The organism is Chloroflexus sp. (genome assembly GCF_049970315.1).
Taxonomy (GTDB): domain Bacteria; phylum Chloroflexota; class Chloroflexia; order Chloroflexales; family Chloroflexaceae; genus Chloroflexus.
Map to the genome: position 1 here is coordinate 299,302 of NZ_JBMFNE010000001.1, position 22,319 is coordinate 321,620.

Sequence of the window (22,319 nt, forward strand, 5' to 3'; positions counted from 1 at the left end):
CCTGAGCCTGACCTTCACGCCGGCCAACTGGAATACGCCGCAGACGGTCAGTGTGCAGGCGATTGATGACCTCGTTGACGAAGCACCGACCGGTACGAGCTATGGCATCACCCTGCTCCACGTCGTGGGTGGTGGCGACCCAATCTACACTGCGCTTGCCCCCGTCCCGCTGACCGTCACCATCCTCGAAAACGACACGGCCGGTTTGATATTTGCCCCGGCTACTCTCACAGTGGTCGAAGGTTCACCCGGCGACTATGCAATAACACTTTCTAGCGCACCTGCGGATAATGTCACCGTTACGATAAACGGTCAGGGCTTCTTACTCGTTAATGGCAGTGCTACGACGACCCTAACCTTCACACCGACCAACTGGAACACACCACAGCTTGTGAGTGTGCTAGAACCGAACGTTGACCAGATCGCCCAGCCCAACCGTAACCGGATCATTCTACACGATACGACCAGCCCTGATCCGATCTACAACGGCCTTGGCGGAATCGGTTTGCCGGTCACCGTGATCGATGATGATATTCCGGCGATCATCCCTAGTACTACTACTTTGACCCTCACCGAAGGCACTGCCGGCAGCTACACGCTCGAACTGGGCACGCAACCAACTGCCAATGTCACGATCACGATTGACGGGCAAGGTATCGTCTTGGTCAACGGTTCACCGGTGGCAACGCTGACCTTTACCCCGGCCAGCTGGAACATACCGCAATTCGTCGTCGTCTATGTGCCCGACGATAACATTGCTGAAGCGACCCAGACCGTCGTCCTATCACACGTGGTGAGTAGTACCGATCCGTTCTACAACGGACTACTTGCACCTGATGTTGAGGTGATCATTTCTGACAATGACTCGCCCGGCTTTTTCGTCACGACACCACCAACACCGTTGACCGTATCGGAAAATGGTGACAGCATTACGCTACAAATGCGGCTAACAAGCCAACCGACCGCGCCTGTGCAACTGAATATAACGGTTGATGATCCAACTGAGGGGAGTGTTACACCAAGTAGTATTGTATTCGACAACACCAATTGGAACATCAACGCAGTGGTTTTGATCAGTGGAGTCGATGACACCCTTGAAGACGGCCATCAACCGTTCACCGTACAATTTGCCCCGGCAATCAGTGCTGACCCGTTTTATAATGGGTTAGCACCTGCCAATCTAAACGTTATAAACCGCGACAATGAACCGGTTCGCATTAGTATTAACGACGTGTTACGCCTCGAAGGCGATAGTGGGGTCACCAACGGTAACTTTATTGTCCGCCTCAACCGCATTTCGGATCGCGATATCTTGGTCGACTATACGAGCGCTAACGGTACTGCCACGGCAGGCACTGACTACAACGCTGTAGCCGGCACCGTCACCATTCCAGCCGGCACATGGCAAGTGACGCTACCGGTGGGAATTATTGGTGACACTGAACCGGAAGATGATGAATTCTTTACCATCAATTTGAGCAACCCACGCGCAACGATGCCCGGTCAACCGAGCAATCTGGCGAGCGATGAGACCGTTGTGATCGATGATGGCCTCGGCGTTGGCACGATCCGCGACGATGATCCGCCGGCGGTGCGCTTTGCCGGCAGTGAGTTCTTCGTCAATGAAAGTGATGGAACGGCAACCGTCATCGTTAATCTGAGCCGTGCAGCTACAGGCACCGTGACGATCAACTATGTCACCGTCACCGGTGGCACCGCCCAACCCGGTGATGGCTCGGCTCCTAACCACGATTACGCACCGGTGAGTGGTACACTCACTTTCGCACCGGGGGTAATGAGTCAGACCTTCACTATTCCAATTTGGAACAACAGCTTCGCCGACCAACCATTCGAGACAATTCAGATTGCGTTGACCAGCCCAACCGGTGCCACCCTTGGCATACCAAATCTGGCTACCGTAACGATTATTGATACAGCACCAACCTTACTCACCCAAAACCCGACTGCTCTTCAAACGGCCGGTCCGAACTACACAAGTTATAACTGGAACTTCTACGGTGTCAACGATGGTTCTACGATTGTGCGAATCGATGTTCCATGCGGTGTGATCGGTGATCTGACTATCGAGCTGCTCAGTCCGTCGATCAACCCAACAGCTAATCCTGCGGATGTCATTCGTGGCTCGGCTGAGACCGCTACCTTTGCCCTCTACCGAATGCCAACAGGCTGGCAAGCCAGCAACGGCTATCCACCAACAATCGGTACCTTGGTGACGAGTGCCAACTATGCGCCAAATACCGGTGATGCCACTACATGGGTGAGTTTGCCGGGCATACCGGGTTCCACGCCATGCGGCATATACCTGCTAGTTACTAGTGTACCCAACGACGACACCAATGGCTGGGCTGTACGCAGCGGCTGGGCCGGTAGTGGCGCGCCAACCGTTGATCTAGATGGAATCGTCGGCACCGGTGATGAGATTGTCCAGGGCATTCTCCGGCAAAGCCTGCGTCACCCACCGGGCAATCCGGTCTGCACCACGTTCTTCCAGTATGTTGCGCCCGGCCTCAGTAGCGTCGCCTTCCACAACTTCGATCTCGAAGGTGCGAGCCGGGCACGGGTGCGCTATTACGCGCCGGGATCGCTCTACGATCCCACCGGCCAAACCGGCGGCATTGTCGGTACAGCTTCAGCGGACGGCCAATGGAACAACGGTACAGCTACTACCCGTGGTGGCGATGTGATCGCCAATCCGCCATCGGGCTGGTGGCGCATTGTGACTTGTACCACTAGCCCTGTTGACGAAAACCACTTTATCCAAGAGGGCCAAACCGGTGTCCCTCTCTATCTGACACCACCACCTACGCCTGAGCTGTTGCTGCAAGCTACTCCGGCAATGTCCACTATCACGACCGGCAGCACAACGAGCCTGACGATCAATTTTGCCAATCAGGCGAGTGGTCCGACAGCCGGTGCCGCCCGTGATCTTGAACTGACAATCAATCTACCGGCCAGTATCACGTTCAGCGCCGGCGCGTGCAGCGGTGTACCGGGGGCGTGTAGCATCAGCGGTCAGGTGATGACCGTTAACATCGGGCTATTGGTAGCAGGGGCCGGCAATACCTTTAGCATCCCCCTCACGGCAACAACGCCGGTTGGTGCTATTCCGATTGTGGTTCAAGCCACTGCTGGCGACCAGATTGGCAATCCGTATCTCTGGCAAAACACCGCGATCATACGGATCGTGCCATAAGACAACGAGAGCAGCGAGAGTCGTGTATTCACAACGACCATAAAAAAGCCCGGCTCATCTCAAGATGAACCGGCCTCATCAAGAGTGTATTGCAGTGGCGTGTTATGCTTCTCGCCCACCCGCAAGCGCACGGGCCGCGGCGGCTTGTGCCTCAGCCCATGATGTTTGCATCAGTCGTTCCTTGACTACCGGAATACGAGCTGGTGCCATACTCAACTTATGCAGGCCCAAGCCCACCAGAGCCGGAGCAGCATCTGGTTCACCACCAAGCTCACCACAAATACCTATCGGAATACCGGCTTGCTGCGCAGCACGCGCCGCCAGATCGATCATCCGCCAGACCGACGGATCATTGGAGGGATAACGAGCCGCCAGGGTAGGATGACCACGATCAACCGCCAGTGTATACTGGGCCAAATCGTTGCTCCCAATGCTAAAGAAGGCCGCGTCTCGTGCCAGTTGGTCGGCTAACACCGCCGCCGCCGGCGTCTCGATCATCACCCCCAGAGGTGGATCGGGCCGATGATCAACACCTGCTGCCGCCAGGGCAGTCGCCGCTTCCACCAACTGCGCACGCGCCCACGCGAGATCGGCCGGAGTGGCAATCATCGGTAGCATAATCCAAATATCGCCACGAAACGCTGCTCGTAACAACGCACGCAATTGGATTTGAAAGAGATCGGGGCGCTGCATCGAGAGTCGCAACCCTCGCACCCCAAGAAACGGGTTTGCTTCAGGGGAAAGTGGGAGATACGGCAACGGCTTATCACCACCGATATCGAGTGTGCGGATCACTACCGGCTTGCCGGGCAACTCATCCAACACCGCACAATATGCCGCATATTGTTCATCTTCATCTGGTGGCGCCGAACGGTCGAGAAAAAGAAACTCCGTCCGAAATAATCCGATCCCTTCGGCTCCGTACTCACGGGCCAATCGCGCCTCAGCCGGACGACCAATGTTGGCCCACAATCCAACTAAGCGGCCATCACGCAACTGACCAGGCTGATCACGCAACGCCGCTTGTCGCCGTTGCATCACTCGCAACGCCTCCATCCGCACTTGAGCCGACTGCAACGCTGCTTCATCGGGGTCGATCAATACCGTCGCGGCATCGCCATCGATCAAAAGCTGTACGCCATCGGGCACAGCGAGGATTTCGTCACCTACCCCTACTACTGCCGGCACACCTCGTGCGCGGGCAAGAATAACAGTATGACCGGTCGGACCACCACCGGCAGTAGCAAAACCGGCAACGTGGTGCGGTAGATCGACCGTTTCGGCGGGCGTCAAATCATCAGCGACGACAATAGCGCCGGGCGGGACAGTTGGCTGCGAGGCGGTCTCACCGGCCAGCGCATGCAACAACTCCACCCCAACCGCGGCCATATCAGCCGCACGTTCCCGCAGATACTCATCATCAATATCGGCGAGCAACGCCTGCATTTGCGCCACTGTTGTGCGGATCGCCGTCGTCAGCGGCTGCCCATCAAGTACCAGCGCCGTCACCCCATCGGTCAAGGTCTCATCTTCGACCAGCAAAGCCTGTGCATCGAACAAATCGGCTTCGTGCAAACCGGCTGCTCGTTGCCGTTCGGCGATAGCGCGCAAGCGTGCTGCAGCTGCACGTTGTGCTACATGAAAGCGAGTCAATGCCGCTTCTACCGACTCGTGAGGCGGATCGACTGCTACCGTAGCCACACGCTGCCAGCGGTATGCAGGACCCAATGCCAACCCGGCAGCACCGCCGGCGCCTTGCAGCATCTTCCCCATAACACCTCGCTCGCTACTCGCCAAAATTCTCTTCGACCAACTTGGTCAAAGCAGCGATGACTTCAGCTTCGTCCTCACCACTGGCGCGTAACCGGATCTGGTGCCCTTGACGCACTCCGATCTGCAACAGATTAAAAGCCGTTACCGGCAGTTCTTTCGTTTGGGGCCGACTGAGATTCTGAATAGTTACGGTGCTCTTATACGCCCGCACCGTCTCAACAAACAGCTTAGCCGGGCGTGCATGCAAACCAACAGGATTATTCACCGTCAAAACAACTTCTGTCATATCGGTTACTCGTATACTTTAATCAGCTCGCGTGCTTGCAACGCCGCCGCTGCTACCTGTTCGAGTGTCGTCACCGTATTTGATGCCTCGACCGCTGCCAGATACGCCCCTTCCACCAACGGTGCATTACTAATTTGGACCGGCGGACCGGTAAACTGTTCGAGGGCCGTCTCGACACTCATGACCGCACTACCCAGATCGACCAGCACCAAAATCCCATCAGCGGTGCGCAATTGTTCGAGAGCAGCCAAAATCCGCTCCACACTTGTCCCTAATGAACCATCATTTGCGCCACCTGCCGCTATGACCGGAAACTGACCACCACTGATCTGGGACACAAACTCTTGCACACCTTCTGCTAATCGTGCGCTGTGCGAGACGATCAATAGGCCGATCATGCTCCCTCCTCAACACGGCTACACGTCATCGCCAGCGCACGGAGCAGATACGCTGTCGAAGTTGCTCCCGGATCCTGATGACCGATACTGCGTTCACCGAGATACGACGCGCGCCCCTTCAGGGCAAGCATAGGGATGGTTGCTTTTGCACCGGCCTCTGCTGCATCAGCGGCCACCTGCAATGCCTGACCCAGCGGCTTACCGGCAGCTAACGCGGCCTGCAGCGCCTCAATTGCCGGAGCGAGCGCATCAACTATCGTCTTTTCGCCACGCTGGGCTTTACCACGTGCTACAATCCCATCAAGAGCAGCCTCGAGAGCGAGGAGTATCTCCTCAGTACTTATTTCATGCCGATCGGCCAACGCCATCCCTGCTCGGACAAAAGCCGTGCCATACAACGGCCCTGAGGCACCACCCACGGTAGAAACAATGGTCATCCCGGTGGTCTTCAGCACAGTACCGATATCTTTATCGGCCACACTCGGTAGACGCGCCATCACAGCGGTAAACCCACGGTCGAGATTTGCCCCGTGATCGGCATCGCCAATCGCGGCGTCAAGCGCGGTTAACTCATCGCGCCGCTCATGGATTAACGTTGCCGCTGCAGCGAGAAAGTGCGTGACGTGTTCGACAGTAATTGGCATCGTTGCCTCACGTATCTTAATCGAGGACTGATTATAGACCGCGTGTTAGTAAACACTATACCAAAACCTCAGCATCTTTAGGTGAGGCTCAATGAGCGTGCGCGGCCCTTGGTCGGCAAACGAGCTACTTTTTCTATCCTAGAGCATACAACCGATGCAATCAAGGCAGAGACGAGCGCATCATTCGCTTTTTTTGTTGCAATTCTGAAACACTATCACCTAGGCCGCCCCATGACAATCGCCCGCAGATAAGCCTGCGGGCGATTTTGGCGGGGAGGGAGGGATTCGAACCCTCGAGGGGGTTGCCCCCCTAGCGGTTTAGCAAACCGCCGCACTAGGCCACTATGCGACCTCCCCGTAGTAACACTGGAGGGGGCGGTGGGATTCGAACCCACGGGACGCATTGCTACGTCCTTCGGTTTTCAAGACCGACGCAATCAACCGGACTCTGCCACGCCCCCGCTTGGCTGGCCGGCACAAAAAATGGCAGGCGGGACAGGACTTGAACCTGCAACCGGTGGATTTGGAGGCCACTGCTCTGCCAATTGAGCTACCCGCCTTCGCGTTCACTATCCTACCATATTCTGCCGATTTTGGCAAGAGCGATCATCGGCATTGCCAATCCGCCACGCCACGGAACGCATGCAAACAGCACACCTTTTCTCCGCTTCCAAGCCTAGAACCCCTCTGGAGCATGATAGCGCTCGAGGTTCTGGAACCGGGTGGTACGAGCCTCAAACCGCAACGGAATCACACCGAGCGGACCGTTTCGGTGCTTGGCAACGTGAATTTCGGCAATACCTTTCTTGTCCGTGTCCTTGTCGTACAACTCTTCGCGGTAGATAAACATGACGATGTCCGCATCTTGTTCGATCGATCCCGATTCGCGCAAGTCACTGAGCATTGGTACGTGACTTTGGCGACCTTCAACGGCGCGCGAGAGTTGGGAAAGAGCGATCACCGGCACATTCAATTCTCGCGCCAGTGCTTTCAACCCACGGCTGATCTCACTAACCTCTTGTACCCGATTATCGGCACGCCGACCAGACATCAGTTGGAGGTAGTCGATCATAATCAACGTAATCCCTACTTCGCTGTGCAACCGACGAGCGCGCGCGCGGACATCAGTGATACTCAGACCGGGTGTATCCTCGATGTAGATCGGCAGCTCGGAAAGCACACCTAATCCCTCGATTGCCAAACTCAGCTCTTCGCCACGCAGATTACCGGTACGAAGGCGTTGCATATCGATACCGGTATGCATCGCTAGCATGCGCTGCACCAACTGCTCGCGACTCATTTCAAGGCTAAAAATGGCGACGGTGCCATTGGCTTGATACGCCACGTTGTAGGCGAGCGAGAGGGCAAGCGATGTTTTCCCGACACTCGGCCGGGCTGCAAGAATGATCAGGTCGCTCGGCTGTAACCCACCGGTCAGTTCATCGAGATCGTGGTAGCCGGTTGGTACTCCGATCACTTCCCCGCGCCGCTCTTGCATCGATTCGATCTGGGCGAAGAGTGTATTGACGACCCGACCGATATGAACGAAATCCTGATTGTTACGGCGTTGGGAGACGGCAAACAGTTCTGCCTCTGCGCGGTCGAGCGTCTCTTCCAAATCACTCGACTCGTCATAGCCCATGGCTGCAATCCGGCCACCGGCCTCGATCAGACGGCGTAAGAGTGCTGTCCGCTCGACAATGCGGGCATAGTATTCGATGTGGACGGCCGTTGGTACTTCGGTGACCAAATCGCTCAACATGGTCACGCCACCAACCAGGTCGAGTTGACCACGCCGACGCAGTTCGGCAGCGACAGTTGCGATGTCAGCCGGTTCACGCCGGTTGTAGCACGCGAGCATGGCTTCGTAAATGAGCGCATGCTTTTCTAAGTAGAAGTATTCCGAGGGGAGCCAACCGGCAACTGCGATGATCGCATCGCGTTCCAGCAGAATTGAACCAAGCGTCGCTCGCTCAGCTTGCAAATCAAATGGTACGCTCCGTTCCAGCCGATCTTCGCGCTTTTCCACCGTTTTTCCCCCGTTGCCCACCGATTATCCACATCATCGGGATAAAACGCCAATGTGCCGCAATTTGCGGCACATTGGACTAGAAGATTGCCCCGTTACGGTCGAGGGTTATTATTCGCCGGTTACCACCACTTTGAGCGTTGTTGAAACACCACTTGCCAGCTCAACCGGAACCTCGTACTCTCCGGTGCGTTTGATCGGATCTTCCAATGCGATCTTACGCCGGTCGATCTCGACACCTGCTACTTCGTGCAGCTTCGCCGCAATATCGGCATTGGTCACCGAACCGTAGAGCCGATCCTGTTCCCCAACCTTCACAACGAAGGTCAGAGTCAGCGCTGCCAGCTTTGCCGCAAGTGCCTCGGCTTCTTTGCGCATTGCCTCGGCCCGCCGGCGCTGCGCGGCTAGTCGCTCTTCAGCCTGCTTGATCTGGCCTTTGGTTGCAAGAACGGCAAATCCTTTGGGTATCAGGTAGTTTCGGCCATAACCGCCGCTTACATCTTTGATTTCGCCCGCTTTGCCAAGATGTTCAACATCTTGCAGAAGCAATACTTTCATTTTCTTTGCGCTCACGGCGCTCTCCTTTACCTAGACCTGTTCGTAAGCAACGGCCTTTATCTTACCATAACCCGGCGGAGAACGTCAACGCAGGTGATGAACCGTTCGTTTATCGGGCAACAAGCGGTGTGTAGACGCGGTAGATAGTGTTGACAACACGCAACGTGACCGGGATACTCTGCACGCCGACACTCCCGGCATTGACGGTGATGGTTGTCGTATAATCACCGGTTGCCAACCCGTTGGGATCGATGCGGTATTGTAAGATACTGCGATGACCACTCCCACTCGTCGTTATGAGTGTAAGCCAACTCGCACTACCACCAGCAATCCAACTGATACTGCCCGACCCGGAATTCTGCACCGAGAGCGTATACGTGGTGGCCGGATCGGTCGTCAGCATCGGAATGGTGACAGCGGCCGGGGTGACAACCAATTGCGGCGGTGTGTCTTGACGGAGATAGACCGGGGTTCCACTAAGTGGAATCTGGGCTTGCCCAGCACTGATCGTGAGCGGCAACACGCCCCCATCACGGCTGAGTAATTGGGCAGTGTATCCGGCCATCAGTGGTACTGACAGTGTCGCGGCCCCACCGGTTGTCCACAACAGATCGATCAATGCGCCGGTTGCAGTTTGAAAGCGGAGGTGGTAGCGGGCTGCCGGAGTCAACCCATTGCTTTGATGCGTGTAACTGTGCAACAAACCAAAGCCGATAAACGTCGCCCCGCCAAGCTGCGCTGTAAGGTTGGCGTAGGCATTGGCCGCCGGTTTGCGCGCGTATCCTTGATTACGGTTACGCAAGATGGCAGCATTACCCCACACATCAGCGGTCGAACTATCGAATTTATCTTCGAGTTGGAACCAGTTGATATGCTGTACCCCTAACGCCAAGGCAATACCATAACTACGTACCAGAAAGTCGGCTTGTTCTTGCTCGCTGCGACAGACGGCTGAAGCAAACGTACAGGTCGACCAGCCTAACTCACTGATCCAAAGCGGCACATGTGAACCACGCTTTTCGTTCAGCCAGCTTCGCACATTACTAATTCGTCCCCAAAGCGTAACCAAACCATACAGACCGGCACGATCAGGCGCAGTATCAGGCATGTAGGGATGAATCGCCAGCACATCAAAGCTCGTCTGGGCAGGAGGAACAGCCGTAAACGCCGCACCGAGAAATTCGAGACCGTCACGATTCCCGCCTGTGCGCGTGCCACCATCAAAAACGTAGACCCCGCCGGTTGCAATGAGTGCGGTTGGATCGGCCGCTTTGGCTGCGGTGTAGCCGGCTACCAACAGTGCACCGTATTCGTGTGCTTCACCCGGCCAAGTTGCCCAATTGTTCGGTTCGTTCCAGATCTGCCATGCCGCCACCCGTGGCGAACCCGGCGCATCATTGTAGCCATCGCCATCGTAACGCTCGACTACCGCACGAACAAAATCGGTAAAGTCTTGCGGGTTGGCCGGTGGGCACCAGTAATTGAGCGAGCCACCGTTGCGCGTGATCCGGCTGCTACAATCGCCAACCCGTGCCCATGCCGGTGTTGTCAGTAACATGCCGATAATTCCCAACCCGGCGTTGGCAGTCTGCGTTAGGGATGCGTCCATCAAATCCCATGTAAAGAAGCCTTTATTCGGTTCGAGATTGGCCCAACTGATCTCTTCACGTACCCATTCAGCCCCCAACGACCGCGTAGCATTAATCAACGCCGCTACATCATCGTTGCGATTTTGTGGTAAGCGCTCTAGACCGCTGAAATAGGTATTCATCCCAAATGCCGTCAACTGTTTTGGCTGGGCAATGGCCGCAACGCTAGGAACCGACTGATTTTCACCGACCAGTATTATCAGTAGGACGCAGATCAAGAGGATACGAGCAGACATAAATCCCTCTTTTCCAGCATGAACATAATCCACGTGTCTCCGATCCTATACTCTCAGCCTATCACATGCAACGCTTATGAATGGAAACACATCGGTAGAAGATGTCCCGAATTGTATAGAGTGTCACCCCCTATCACCCTACTCGTTCATCTAACTGACATCTTCACCCGATACGATAACAGTGTCCCTAACAAATCGTGTCACGGAGACGCCTATGTACCGTCGTTATGGAAAACGGCTGCTTGATCTGATGATCGTTATTCCGGCCCTGATCGTGCTGGCACCGGTGATGGCACTGATTGCGATACTGGTGCGGATCAACCTCGGCCCCGGCATTTTCTTCCGTCAGCAACGACCCGGCTTGCATGGCCGCCCGTTTACCATGCTGAAGTTTCGTACCATGACCAACGCCCGTGATGCACAGGGTAATCTCTTGCCCGATGAGCAACGACTCACGCGGTTTGGTCGGTTTTTGCGCAGTACCAGCCTTGACGAACTACCCGAACTGTTCTGTGTGTTACGTGGTGAAATGAGCTTAGTCGGGCCGCGACCGCTGCTCATGCAATATCTCGACCGGTATACTCCCGAACAACGTCGCCGACACGAGGTGTTGCCGGGCATTACTGGGCTGGCGCAGATCAACGGACGCAATGCGCTTTCGTGGGAAGCGAAGTTTGCCTACGATGTCTATTACGTCGACCACCTATCGCTATGGCTTGATCTGAAGATTCTCGCTCTGACCTGCTGGAAAGTATTGCAGCGCGAGGGGATTAGCCAACCCGGTCATGCCACCGCTGAGGAGTTTCGTGGTTCACCTGCGGTCATCCCACCGTCACCCATCCAACCCAAAAGTCCGTTATGATGGCACACGGCAATCTCGACGCATCCCGCTGCCTTGGCCCCGAATCAATGAACAGATACAACAGATACATCGGCTGATCTATGACACAACGCATTCTCATTCTTGGTGCTGGCGGACACGGCCAAGTCGTGGCCGACATCCTGTTGCAGGCGGCTGCAAACGGCAATCCCTACGAACCCATCGGCTATCTTGACGATAATCCGCGCCGCCAAGGTACGCAGGCCCTTGGGTTACCTGTATTAGGGCCACTCGCCGCCGTAAGCGACATATCGCATGAGGGTGTCGTCATTGCGATTGGTGATAACCGGGTACGGGCACGGTTATTTGATACTCTACAGCAGCGTGGTGAAACTATCGTGTGCGCTATCCATCCAACTGCCATCATTGCTGCCGATGTCATCATTGGCCCCGGCACGATGGTCTGTGCCGGTGTTATTATCAATCCCGGTAGCGTGATCGGCGCCAACGTTATTCTCAATACCGGATGCACCATTGACCATCACAACCAGATCGGCGACCATGTCCACATCGCACCTGGCGTCCACACTGGAGGTAATGTTGTGATCGGCGCCGGATCATTGATCGGGATTGGAGCGATTGTGATGCCACAACGCCGCGTTGGTGCGTGGAGCATTGCCGGTGCCGGCGCATTGATCCACCGGGATGTGCCATCTGAAACGGTCGTCGTTGGCGTACCGGCGCGCCCGTTGCGTACCCGCATAGTGGGGAATGATCTGCGTCTCAACACAACCACGCCGCACGATGCTTAGTCGTCGATAATAACGTCCGCAATCTAAACGCGATCGTGTCAAGATGCAGTAATGCTGCGCTTCCCACCCTGCCCTAACGAAGTTGCGCCAAGCTGAGGAGGTAGATTGTGTCGATCCCAATGTCATCCCCAGACATTACTGCCGCCGAGATTGCTGCCGTCAATCAGGTGTTGCAGACCAGCTATTTAAGCATTGGACCGCAGATAGTTGCTTTCGAGCAGGCAATGGCTCGCTATGTTGGTCTTCCGCACGCCATCGGTGTCAACTCTGGAACCAGCGGCTTACATCTCTGCTGTATCGCCACCGAAGCGCGTGACGGCGATCTGGTGATTACCACACCATTCTCGTTTATCGCTTCGGCGAATAGCATTCTCTACGAACGGGCCATTCCCATCTTCGTCGACGTTGATCCGGTCACCGGTAACATTGATCCGCAGCTCGTTGCCGAGGCAGTACACGATCTGATGCGCGGTGGTGCTGCTGCTACCCGTTGGCTGCCACGCCGACACGGGTCAATCGGCACCTTGAAGGCAATTATGCCGGTGCATGCCTTTGGCCAACCTGCCGATATGGATCCGATCAACACCGTAGCTGCCGAATACGGTTTGTATGTGATCGAAGATGCTTGCGAAGCCATTGGATCAACCTACAAAGGGCGCATGGCTGGTACGCTGAGTGATGCTGCTGTCTTTGCCTTCTATCCCAACAAGCAGATGACTACCGGCGAGGGTGGGATGATCGTGACGCCTCACGATGAATGGGCAACACTCTTCCGCTCGTTACGCAATCAGGGCCGTGATGTCTTCGATGCATGGCTCAACCATACGCGGCTCGGCTACAACTATCGACTTGACGAGCTGAGCGCAGCTTTAGGTGTTGTGCAATTGAGTCGGATCGAAGAACTCATTGCCCGCCGCTCCCAAGTCGCGGCGTGGTATCACGAGCAACTGGCCGACCTCGAACTGGTTGAGTGTCCTCAGCTCAGTCCCCACACAACGCGCATGAGCTGGTTTGTGTATGTGGTGCGGATTCTGCCACCGGCCAATCGCAACACCGTCATGCAACGTCTCGCGGCTGCCGGCATTCCTAGCCGTCCGTACTTTACTCCGATCCATCTCCAACCTTTCTACCAAGAACGCTTCGGCTACGAACGCGGTGATTTTCCCATCACCGAACGCCTCGGCGACGTATCACTGGCTCTTCCTTTTTCCAGTGTGATGAGCGAAGCTCAGGTGAGCGAGGTAGTAGAACGGCTGCGCGCTGCCCTCGCCGCCTGAGTTACGGTCGGTTCCTCATGCAAGAGGGAACGGCATAACGTGCTCTTCCGCTCTTTTCAGCACGCTGAGAGGAAAAGATACATACCATCTTCGTTGACATATTCGCTCATTCGATACCCGGCCTCTCCGTCCACTCAGCTTCCTACAAATGTGCCCCCCAACGACGCGGAAGGGCTATCTTAGCATTGACGCTTCACAGAGCATTACCGGCAGTGAGACAATGAACGGTGCAAACCATCTGTACACCCAAGCGAAACGAGAATACTGCCTTTTCTAACAAGATTCTCATCACCTCACTGTCAAACCCACATCACTTGTTCACTTACAGAGCGTAGGATTTTAGGCAGAAAGACGACTAACGAAGTAATAGTTATCTTACTGACCGACAAGTCGTGTTGTACTGATTCCAGCAGGAGCAACCGGGAAGGAGCTCGACTTGAAGCTCGAATTATCTTCACCCACCCGCAATCGTTATTTTTTCTTGCTTGATACGATCTTGTTACCTGTCGCCGCCTACTTGAGCTTTGTGGTACGTCTTGACGAATTACCGTCAGGCGCAGCACTTATGGGTTGGTTTATACTGGCAGCGCTCGCTACACCGATCCACCTCTTTGTCTTTCGACAATTGGGTGTCTATGCACGCTATTGGCGCTACGCTTCCATTGACGAACTACTATTGCTTATTTCAGCGGTGTCACTCGCTATGATCATCACCGCACCAACCACGTTCATCGTCGCCAGTATCATACCAATGGCTCTCCTCCCGCGGTCGGTACCGGTTATCTTCTTCGGTTTTAACCTCGCTGCGATGATCGGGCCACGCCTGTTATCACGCTTGCACTGGCACCATCAGCTAATGCAACGCAAGCGTAAGGGTGAACTCAACGGTAAGCAGCAACGAGTGTTGATTATGGGTGCCGGCTCGGCAGGTACGATGATCGCGCGTGAATTGCGTGATAATCCGCAACTCGGTATGGTAGCGGTTGGGTTTCTCGATGATGACCCCCTTAAATTCGGTATGCGTATCTACGGCATACCGGTACTCGGAAATCGCTTCGACATACCGCGCCTGGCCCGTGAATATAATGCACATCTGGTCATCATCGCGATGCCTTCGGCCACCGGCAAAGAGATTCGTAGCATTGTCGAACTCTGCGAACGAACCGGGGTCAAAACCAAAATTATGCCCGGTCTCTACGAAATGCTCGACGGGAAGGTTAGCGTTAATCAATTGCGTAACGTGCAGATTGAAGACCTATTGCGTCGGAAACCGGTGCAAACCGATATTGTCGCCGTCCATAATCTGTTACGTGGCAAGCGCGTGATGGTCACCGGCGGCGGCGGTTCAATCGGCTCGGAACTCTGCCGCCAAATCCTGCGCGCTCAGCCGGAAGAGCTGATCATCCTTGGCCACGGCGAGAACTCGGTCTTTACCATCGAGCAGGAGCTACGCCGGATCGCGCTGCCAACAACCAAACTGACGACGGTCATTGCCGATATTCGCTTTACCGAGCGCGTTTTGCATATCTTTGAACAATACCAACCCGAGATCGTTTTCCACGCGGCAGCGCACAAGCATGTGCCGTTGATGGAATTGCATCCGTCTGAAGCGGTGACCAATAACGTGCTTGGTACGCGCAATCTCCTGAGAGCGGCAATGCAGGTTGACGTGAGCCACTTTGTGATGATCTCGAGCGATAAAGCTGTTAATCCCACCAGTGTGATGGGGGCCACGAAACGGGTAGCCGAGCTGCTAGTTCACGAAGCGGCCCGATTAACCGGACGAGCATACGTCGCAGTACGTTTCGGCAACGTGCTCGGTTCACGCGGATCGGTCGTATTGACGTTCAAGCAGCAGATTGCCGCCGGTGGTCCGGTCACCGTTACCCATCCGGAGATGCGCCGGTTCTTTATGACCATCCCTGAAGCGGTTCAATTGACCCTCCAAGCCTCGGTGTTAGGGAAGGGCGGCGAAGTGTTTGTCCTCGATATGGGTGAACCGATCCGCATCGTCGATCTCGCGCGCGATATGATCGAGCTGTCCGGTTTACAGGTCGGACGCGATATTGATATCGTCTTTACCGGCCTCCGTCCCGGCGAGAAGCTGTACGAAGAGCTGTTTATCGAGGGTGAGGAATATCAGCGCACCGAGCACGCCAAAATCTTTATCGCACGCAACGCTTCACAGTTTGTCCCTCGCGCACTCGCCGATCAGATCCGTATCCTCGAGATGGCAGCCTTTAATGAAGATACGGCCTTGCTCCTCCGTACCTTGCATCGGCTCGTACCGACCTTCAAACAACCGATGCCACTACCGATGACCGAACCCAAGCCGCGCGAACAGGCTGTGGGTGAACCGCTGTGGAAACGACAGATGGCAAGTGATTAACGTCTGGGCAGAGAATTGTTCTATGTCGCTACCACCTATCTATCGCATTATCCTGATTGGCATCGCCGTTCTGCTCGGATTGGGAGCGGCGAGTAGCACGTTACAACCACCTGCCGTGGCCCAAGTGCTTAATCGCGGATTACATGTGCAAACAGGGCCTGATGGACAGATCGATGTGGTCATGCCATACCGCTTTGCCCTCACGTTCAGCGCTCATGGTATTAGTGCATGGCGTGACTTACGACGTGATCCGGCAGGGAACCATAATCTTGTTGTATCCGATTCGGTCTTGGTGCAAGTGCAAACCTCGGCAAACCAACCGATCACCACTACGCCGATGCTCATGCACTCATCACCCGTGCGAGCACAGATCACCTACACCACCGGTCCTACCACCGTAACCTATGAAGTATGGGCTGGCGGTCAGATTGCCATATCCGTTAACGGCCAGGCCACTATCAGCGGTCCTCATCTCACTCCCGACACCAGTTCTGGAGCTTTTCTCCAACCGGTCGCGATCACACCGTCGAGCCAACATTGGCTCCTCTTCCTCGATGCATGGGCCGGTGAGGCGTTACCTAAAACAACCACTGCCCCGTCATTAGCCGGTATTGCTTCAACGTCTGGGGTCGGATTAGCAGCCAACGGAGCGGTGGCGATTACTCCATCGAACGGGATCGTGCGCTATCCGCGCCTACGAGTGAGAAACTGGACCGGTGGTGCACCATCGGTCCAACGCGCCGGTGTGACCCTTACTCCCGGCATTGATTATGTGACCGAGTATGATGAGGCGACCGGTGATCTGATCATCCAGTATCTCCACCTGTTGCCACCCGGTTCAACCTCAACTCGAACCTTTACCATCCGTCCGGCACAAAGTGAACCGGTGCTCGCCTTAACGATTCTCGATGCCAACGGCACACCACGCCCGATCGATCCGGTGACCGGCATGCTGATCATCGATGCCGATCTCCCGGCAGCTTCATCACCCGCCCCTGGCCCACTGACCACCAAAGATGTGTTTCAGATTCCCTATATTCAGACCGATCCGGTTTTGCGGCTGCAAGCAACCGTAACCGATCCGCCCAGTGGGTTTGATGGGGTGCGCTTTACTGTCAATGGTCCCGGCTTCACCCAGACCATCGACGATACAACGGCAGGCGATGGCTGGCAAGCAACCATTACCTTACCACGCCGTGCCGAGTATACCGTAACAGCCACCATCCTTGTAAATGGCACGACCGGATCGCTGAGCCGCACCATCGCCCCGGTCGGCTACGGACGAGTGTTCATCAGTATTGGCGACTCGATTACCGCCGGCAAGTGGGGATTTTACCGAGTGCCACCGGGTTCAGCCCTTACCGGTGCCAGTGATGGCTACCCATTCACCAGTCCGCCGGTAAGCGGTAGCGGGTACCCACGCAGCAGTGATGGTCGCAACTATCCACAAGCGGATAATACGCAAGCCGACAGTGCCGGCTATACCAATATCTATTATGCTGGTTATCAGATCGAGCTTAACAACCTCTTGACCACTTGTCTCAATAGTCCGGTCTTTATCCTCAATGATGGTTTTAGCGGCATTCGCACGGCTCGTGACCTCTACGGCAATACGACCGGCTCAGACCGGATTGGTATCGCAGGCTACCTCAATGTTCTCGGCAAAGCGGCAGTTTACCGCCAGCACATCGCCGATCTCGGTGCCGAACAGATACTCTTACAGGTAGGTACCAACGACGCAACAGCAACGTCAACCACCAACATCTACAACAACCTTATGCCGGCCAGTGTGTACAAAGAAGACCTACGGGCGGTGATCAATGCCCTCCGCCAGGACCGCCCCGATCTTGCCCTATGGGTTGCCCGGCTGCCATGGCGCAACGATGGCACGGCAAGCCAAGCAACTATCCGCCGCACCACAACGCAGGCTTTCAACAGCAGCATCGTTGCATTGGTTGACGAACTCGACGATACGACGCCGATTCGGCTCGGCCCTGACTTTTACAGTTATTTCGACGCCCATCAGGATCAGATCATCACAACCAATCCGAGTAATGGGAGCGCCGATAACATCCATCCCACCACTGCCGGGTTTGGCGCAATGGCTACCTTGTGGGCTAACGTACTCTGTACCGATCTGCCGCCTGAACCCGACCCGAGTCCGACACCAACAAACACACCCTCGCTAACGCCGACAAGCACTGCTACTGCTAGCCCAACGGCGACACCGACGGCGACGGCGACGGTGACAGCCACGGCGACACCGACGGTGGCTGCCACAGCGACCGCCACGCCCACCGCTACCCCGACACCAGGTGGCGCACCATCAACCCAAGCTACGATCTACATCCCCTTAGTCAATCGGTAACGAGTGCGGACAGCGGCGGGTATTCACACTCGCCGCAACAATTCGAGCAGAGCTGCCGTCAGCTTTTGACCATCGTGGCGCAATACCCGGACTGCGCGACTCTGTTGTGGATTGTCGAGTGAGGTCGTATATTGGATCACCGCAGCCGACAAATCAGCCTCGATCACCATACTTCCTTCGATGATCACTCCACGTCGGCCATGCACATCACCCGGCAACGTCGCCAACTCTTCGTAATCGCCCGGATCGAGATAGACCGGCGATTGATGGGCAGCGGCATAAATACGTGTCGTTTCTGGATCGATCCGTTGTGCATTCACCAACACATAATCCGGGGTAATCCCGGCATATTCCTTAATTGCCCGAATATGATCGGCCACGCGAAAGCCGGTCGTGCGTCCCGGCTCGGTCATGAGATTGCAGACAAAGATCTTTTTGGCCGGACTCGTGCGTACTGCCTCGGCAAACTCGGCCAGCAAGAAATTCGGCAGAATACTTTCAAACAGGCTGCCCGGCCCCAACACAATCGCATCGGCCTCTTGCAAGGCCTCCACCGTTACTCGAGTTAACGGCGGTGGGTTGGCTTGTGTCAAACGCAATCGCTGCACCCGCCGATCGGCCAATTCGGGATGTAGGTGGATGTGCCGCACATCTATCAGCGTACTATCGTCAAGCTCGGCAATGACTTCGAGTGGAATCGGTGTGGGTACCACGTAGTAGACATTTGGTTGATTGAGCAATCCCGACGCCCGATAATAATACTCTACTGGATCGGTGATCGGAACGATGCAGGTCATCCGGTCGACCTGTTCGCTCAGACTCGACAATACCAGCATCCCGGCTCCACCGGATATGACCGCGATTCGGCGAGGATAACTCGCACGGTCATACCCAAGCACCAACTCATTACTGGTCGGTAACTGACTAGGACGCGGGATCACCACAACACCGCTCAATTGCCAGATCCCACCGACCAAGACAGCCAAACCGGCGCCAAGCAATAAGACCCCCCGCCACGGACGGGGAAGGAATTGGAGCGTCAGCCACCAGACAATATCGGGCAATCCTTCAACAGTGCGGTAGGCGTGAATAAACAGATAGGCAACACCGAGCGACAACAACACGACACCGGCGAAGGTGAGGGAGAGTGATGGGATGAGGTAGCGCAGTGCATTAAGACGGTTAAAGATGTTCTTCATGAGGTAACCAAACGGTCTTTTCTGGCTATTACGTTAACACAATCAGTCGCCAGAACATTGTCAAATCGGTATCCCAGCTTATGCACTAAATTGGCTACGCAACGTGGCACAGAGCGCACGCAACCCACCATTACTCCGTGCTGCCGCCTCGCAGAACAACAACCCGGCCAGTAAACCATCGGGACATGTACTCCAGCGACTGAGCAATGTCTCACCTGCGGTTGTCATTGCCACTACCGGTTGCCGTTCACCGTGCAGGCTATCACCGGCTAACTCGATCTTCATTCCATTCGCCTCTTGCCAGGCCGCCAACTGCTTTGGCTGCGTGCGCAATGAGCTGTGTGGCGATGGTGGGGGAGCGATCACCAACCCTCGCTGCCGGTGATACTGAGCCACATGAGCGGCCAACAATAGGCTCGCCTCGAACGGATCGAGCACCTCGCCCGACGGATCAACCACGGCCAGTGCCGTTCCATCTCCGGCCAGCGCAACACCGAGGTGTGAATCGCTTTCGCGTACTAACTTGCGCAACCGGTTGAGCGGCGACTCGAACGGCTGTGGCGCACCTCGCGCAAAGAGAGGATCGGGATCACGGTTAATCTCAATCGCGCGCGCCTGCCCACCCTCACCGAACAGCGCCGTCACCATACCGGCGGTTGTACCGGCCATTGCATCAACAAAAAACGTCAGCGGCAAGCGCCGGATCGCATCGAGATCGAGGGCATGGCGCAACGCATCGAGGTATGGCGAGCGTAGATCAATCGTCTCTTTAAACGGCTTCGTCGGTGGAAAGACAACCGGTGGGAGTGGATCACGTGCTGGATCAAGACTCAGCCCACTCTGGTCATCAGCAACCAAGAGCAAGCCACCGATATAATACGGCCGATTACGCGCCGATACATAGAGCGCACAATCGGCTATCCGTTGATCAAGGGCGTGGTGAATGGCCGGCAATGGCGCCGGTGCATTGGCCAACATCACCTCAACGCCCTGCGCTAGGAGATCGTAAGCCAACGTTTGCGCAAACAGGTTCGCGAGAAAGCGCGTATCGAAGGCAATCAAGCAACGAGCACGCTGTGATGCCAATACTGCACCTACCGTCGCTGCCCGGCGGCGTAGTTGATCGAGTGTCAGCTCTGCGGTATACGCAGCTTCCCACGCCTGTAACAAAGGGCGTCGATACACGCTCATGCCTGTTTGCGAAACTCCTCAACGACGCTCAACATCTCATCGCGAATTGCGCTCACACGCTCCCACGTCTGGGCCTCAAAACGAGTGGTAATTGCCGGTTCGGTATTCGAGGCCCGTACCAATCCCCAGCCATCACCAAAATCAACCCGCACGCCATCGATGTCAATCAGCGGGTACTTGCCGGCAAACCGCTCGCGCAGGAAGTCGATCACGGCAAACTTGCGCTCTTCGGGGAAGGGTATCCGACCTTCATCAATCGACGGTAACACCGGATATGGGGCCAACACCTCGCGCAGCGTCTGCCCTAGCTCCCCGAGTGCGTGTAACAGCATCGCCCCCGCAAACGCACCGTCATCAAAATAGCGACCGGGGAAGGGGAAGATGGTATGACCACTCAACTCACCGCCCAACACCGCATCAACTTCACGCATCTTCGCCGACAAACTGGTATAGCCGGTCTTCCACATCACCGGCTCACCGCCCAACTCGCGGATAGCCTGTGGCAACACGGCGCTACACTTCACGTCAAAGACCACCGGCCCCTTACGCTTGGTCAGCATGGCCTTAGCCAGCGCGATCAGGTAGCGATCGGCGAACACCACTTCACCGGCCTCATCCACCACCCCTAGCCGGTCGCCATCGCCATCAAGACCAATACCGAGATCAGCGCGATGCTCGCGCACCGCCGCTTGCAAATCGCGCAAGTTCTCAACTTTCAGCGGATCGGGATGGTGGTTGGGGAAGGTGCCGTCCGGCTCAATAAAGAGCGGGATCACTTCGATGCCGAGCGCCTCGTACATCGCCATCGCTAGTGGGCCGGCCACGCCATTGCCGCCGTCGAGCGCCACCCGCGGACGGCGGTGGCCGAAATTGATCCAGCGTCGGGCCGACTCGATATAGGCCGGGCCAATGTCAACCTGCTCGTAATGGCCAGCGCCCTGCGCAAAATGACCGCTAGCGGCAATCGTTCCCACCGCTTGTATCGCCTCCGAAGGCAGCGGCTCGGAACCGAAGCGCGGCTCGGCACGGCGCAGCTTCAGACCGTTGAATTCCGGCGGGTTATGGCTGGCCGACACAATCGCCCCGGCATCAGCGCCTAACGCCTCAACAGCAAAATACATCACCGGCGTCGCTACCATGCCAATATCGAGCACGTCCATCCCGGTGGTGCGCAACCCTTCCATCAACGCCGCCTGAAAGCGAGGCGAACTCAGCCGCGCATCACGCGCTACCACAATCCGCCGGCGACCTTCGTTGCGAAACAGGGTGCCCGCCGCCCGCCCAAGCAACTCATAAATCCCTTCATCGAGATCAACCTCGACGATGCCACGAATGTCATAGGCACGAAAAATCGTGTGATTGAGCGCTACGCCCATGCCTGCCTCAAATCGCTGGATGACGTTCACCGTGAACGTCGCAATCAATATTAGGATCAGTTCGATCCTAGCCGAAAGCACCCTATCCGTCAAGAATGCG

Annotated in this window: 16 protein-coding genes and 3 tRNA genes; 6 read left to right on the plus strand and 13 right to left on the minus strand. The window is 56.0% G+C overall.

What is annotated here, in order from left to right; genetic code table 11:
- Positions 1 to 3,214, plus strand: a 3,214-nt coding sequence (locus ACP5OT_RS01245) for a Calx-beta domain-containing protein (RefSeq protein ID WP_428131109.1), incomplete at its 5' end; no start/stop codon positions are given.
- 102 nt (positions 3,215 to 3,316) lie between these two features.
- Here ACP5OT_RS01245 and ptsP read toward each other — a convergent pair.
- The 10 genes from ptsP to ACP5OT_RS01295 form a co-directional block, all read right to left on the minus strand.
- Positions 3,317 to 4,987 carry a phosphoenolpyruvate--protein phosphotransferase gene (ptsP, locus tag ACP5OT_RS01250; RefSeq protein WP_428111923.1) on the minus strand — a complete coding sequence of 557 codons (1,671 nt, stop codon included), beginning with the start codon at positions 4,985 to 4,987 and terminating at the stop codon, positions 3,317 to 3,319.
- A 13-nt stretch (positions 4,988 to 5,000) separates the two neighbouring features.
- Entirely contained in the window at positions 5,001 to 5,273 is a 273-nt protein-coding gene (locus ACP5OT_RS01255; protein ID WP_287906129.1) for an HPr family phosphocarrier protein, read from the minus strand.
- A gap of 5 nt (positions 5,274 to 5,278) precedes the next feature.
- Complete coding sequence (gene dhaM, locus ACP5OT_RS01260; RefSeq protein ID WP_424677010.1) at positions 5,279 to 5,671, minus strand: dihydroxyacetone kinase phosphoryl donor subunit DhaM; 393 nt, start codon at positions 5,669 to 5,671, stop codon at positions 5,279 to 5,281.
- Positions 5,668 to 6,315 carry a dihydroxyacetone kinase subunit DhaL gene (gene dhaL / locus ACP5OT_RS01265; protein WP_424677009.1) on the minus strand — a complete coding sequence of 216 codons (648 nt, stop codon included), beginning with the start codon at positions 6,313 to 6,315 and terminating at the stop codon, positions 5,668 to 5,670. Before dhaL ends, dhaM begins: the two co-directional genes overlap by 4 nt.
- Positions 6,316 to 6,582: 267 nt before the next feature.
- Positions 6,583 to 6,672, minus strand: a tRNA-Ser gene (locus ACP5OT_RS01270).
- Between the two features lie 10 nt (positions 6,673 to 6,682).
- Positions 6,683 to 6,776, minus strand: a tRNA-Ser gene (locus ACP5OT_RS01275).
- Positions 6,777 to 6,799: 23 nt separating this feature from the next.
- Positions 6,800 to 6,875 (minus strand) — tRNA-Trp (locus tag ACP5OT_RS01280).
- Between the two features lie 116 nt (positions 6,876 to 6,991).
- Positions 6,992 to 8,344 (minus strand): replicative DNA helicase, encoded by a 1,353-nt coding sequence (gene dnaB / locus ACP5OT_RS01285; protein WP_428111919.1) that lies wholly within the window; start codon positions 8,342 to 8,344, stop codon positions 6,992 to 6,994.
- A gap of 111 nt (positions 8,345 to 8,455) precedes the next feature.
- Positions 8,456 to 8,902, minus strand: coding sequence for a 50S ribosomal protein L9 (gene rplI, locus ACP5OT_RS01290; RefSeq protein WP_424677014.1), 447 nt, complete (start codon positions 8,900 to 8,902; stop codon positions 8,456 to 8,458).
- A gap of 109 nt (positions 8,903 to 9,011) precedes the next feature.
- A complete protein-coding gene (locus ACP5OT_RS01295; protein ID WP_428131111.1) occupies positions 9,012 to 10,787 on the minus strand; it encodes a BACON domain-containing protein in 1,776 nt (591 codons plus the stop codon).
- A gap of 214 nt (positions 10,788 to 11,001) precedes the next feature.
- Here ACP5OT_RS01295 and ACP5OT_RS01300 point away from each other — a divergent pair, with 214 nt between their 5' ends.
- The 5 genes from ACP5OT_RS01300 (at position 11,002) to ACP5OT_RS01320 (ending at position 18,453) form a co-directional block, all read left to right on the plus strand.
- Positions 11,002 to 11,649 carry a sugar transferase gene (locus ACP5OT_RS01300; protein WP_428111913.1) on the plus strand — a complete coding sequence of 216 codons (648 nt, stop codon included), beginning with the start codon at positions 11,002 to 11,004 and terminating at the stop codon, positions 11,647 to 11,649.
- A gap of 80 nt (positions 11,650 to 11,729) precedes the next feature.
- Positions 11,730 to 12,419 carry an acetyltransferase gene (locus tag ACP5OT_RS01305; RefSeq protein WP_424677005.1) on the plus strand — a complete coding sequence of 230 codons (690 nt, stop codon included), beginning with the start codon at positions 11,730 to 11,732 and terminating at the stop codon, positions 12,417 to 12,419.
- A gap of 107 nt (positions 12,420 to 12,526) precedes the next feature.
- Positions 12,527 to 13,696, plus strand: a complete 1,170-nt coding sequence (locus ACP5OT_RS01310) for a DegT/DnrJ/EryC1/StrS family aminotransferase (protein ID WP_424677004.1) — start codon at positions 12,527 to 12,529, stop codon at positions 13,694 to 13,696.
- Positions 13,697 to 14,132: 436 nt separating this feature from the next.
- On the plus strand, positions 14,133 to 16,085 hold the full coding sequence (locus ACP5OT_RS01315; protein ID WP_424677003.1) for a polysaccharide biosynthesis protein: 1,953 nt from the start codon (positions 14,133 to 14,135) through the stop codon (positions 16,083 to 16,085).
- Between the two features lie 22 nt (positions 16,086 to 16,107).
- Positions 16,108 to 18,453, plus strand: coding sequence for an SGNH/GDSL hydrolase family protein (locus ACP5OT_RS01320; RefSeq protein WP_428131114.1), 2,346 nt, complete (start codon positions 16,108 to 16,110; stop codon positions 18,451 to 18,453).
- 23 nt (positions 18,454 to 18,476) lie between these two features.
- Here the strand turns inward: ACP5OT_RS01320 and ACP5OT_RS01325 are convergent, their stop codons facing one another.
- The 3 genes from ACP5OT_RS01325 to ACP5OT_RS01335 form a co-directional block, all read right to left on the minus strand.
- The gene (locus ACP5OT_RS01325) at positions 18,477 to 19,652 is read right to left on the minus strand and encodes a 2-phospho-L-lactate transferase CofD family protein (RefSeq protein WP_428111907.1); all 1,176 of its coding nucleotides are present in this window, start codon (positions 19,650 to 19,652) and stop codon (positions 18,477 to 18,479) included.
- A 78-nt stretch (positions 19,653 to 19,730) separates the two neighbouring features.
- Entirely contained in the window at positions 19,731 to 20,843 is a 1,113-nt protein-coding gene (locus ACP5OT_RS01330; RefSeq protein WP_428111904.1) for a phosphoglucomutase, read from the minus strand.
- Positions 20,840 to 22,319 (minus strand): phosphomannomutase/phosphoglucomutase (locus ACP5OT_RS01335; protein WP_424676999.1); only part of this gene is annotated, 1,480 nt, incomplete at its 5' end. The genes ACP5OT_RS01335 and ACP5OT_RS01330, both read right to left, overlap by 4 nt.

Bases quoted from the DNA above. Each gene is read 5' to 3' on its own strand.
- ptsP (WP_428111923.1), bottom strand. From the start codon at position 4,987: ATGGGGAAGATGCTGCAAGGCGCCGGCGGTGCTGCCGGGTTGGCATTG.
- ACP5OT_RS01255 (WP_287906129.1), bottom strand. From the start codon at position 5,273: ATGACAGAAGTTGTTTTGACGGTGAATAATCCTGTTGGTTTGCATGCA.
- dhaM (WP_424677010.1), bottom strand. From the start codon at position 5,671: ATGATCGGCCTATTGATCGTCTCGCACAGCGCACGATTAGCAGAAGGT.
- dhaL (WP_424677009.1), bottom strand. From the start codon at position 6,315: ATGCCAATTACTGTCGAACACGTCACGCACTTTCTCGCTGCAGCGGCA.
- rplI (WP_424677014.1), bottom strand. From the start codon at position 8,902: ATGAAAGTATTGCTTCTGCAAGATGTTGAACATCTTGGCAAAGCGGGC.
- ACP5OT_RS01295 (WP_428131111.1), bottom strand. From the start codon at position 10,787: ATGTCTGCTCGTATCCTCTTGATCTGCGTCCTACTGATAATACTGGTC.
- ACP5OT_RS01300 (WP_428111913.1), top strand. From the start codon at position 11,002: ATGTACCGTCGTTATGGAAAACGGCTGCTTGATCTGATGATCGTTATT.
- ACP5OT_RS01305 (WP_424677005.1), top strand. From the start codon at position 11,730: ATGACACAACGCATTCTCATTCTTGGTGCTGGCGGACACGGCCAAGTC.
- ACP5OT_RS01320 (WP_428131114.1), top strand. From the start codon at position 16,108: ATGTCGCTACCACCTATCTATCGCATTATCCTGATTGGCATCGCCGTT.
- ACP5OT_RS01325 (WP_428111907.1), bottom strand. From the start codon at position 19,652: ATGAAGAACATCTTTAACCGTCTTAATGCACTGCGCTACCTCATCCCA.
- ACP5OT_RS01330 (WP_428111904.1), bottom strand. From the start codon at position 20,843: ATGAGCGTGTATCGACGCCCTTTGTTACAGGCGTGGGAAGCTGCGTAT.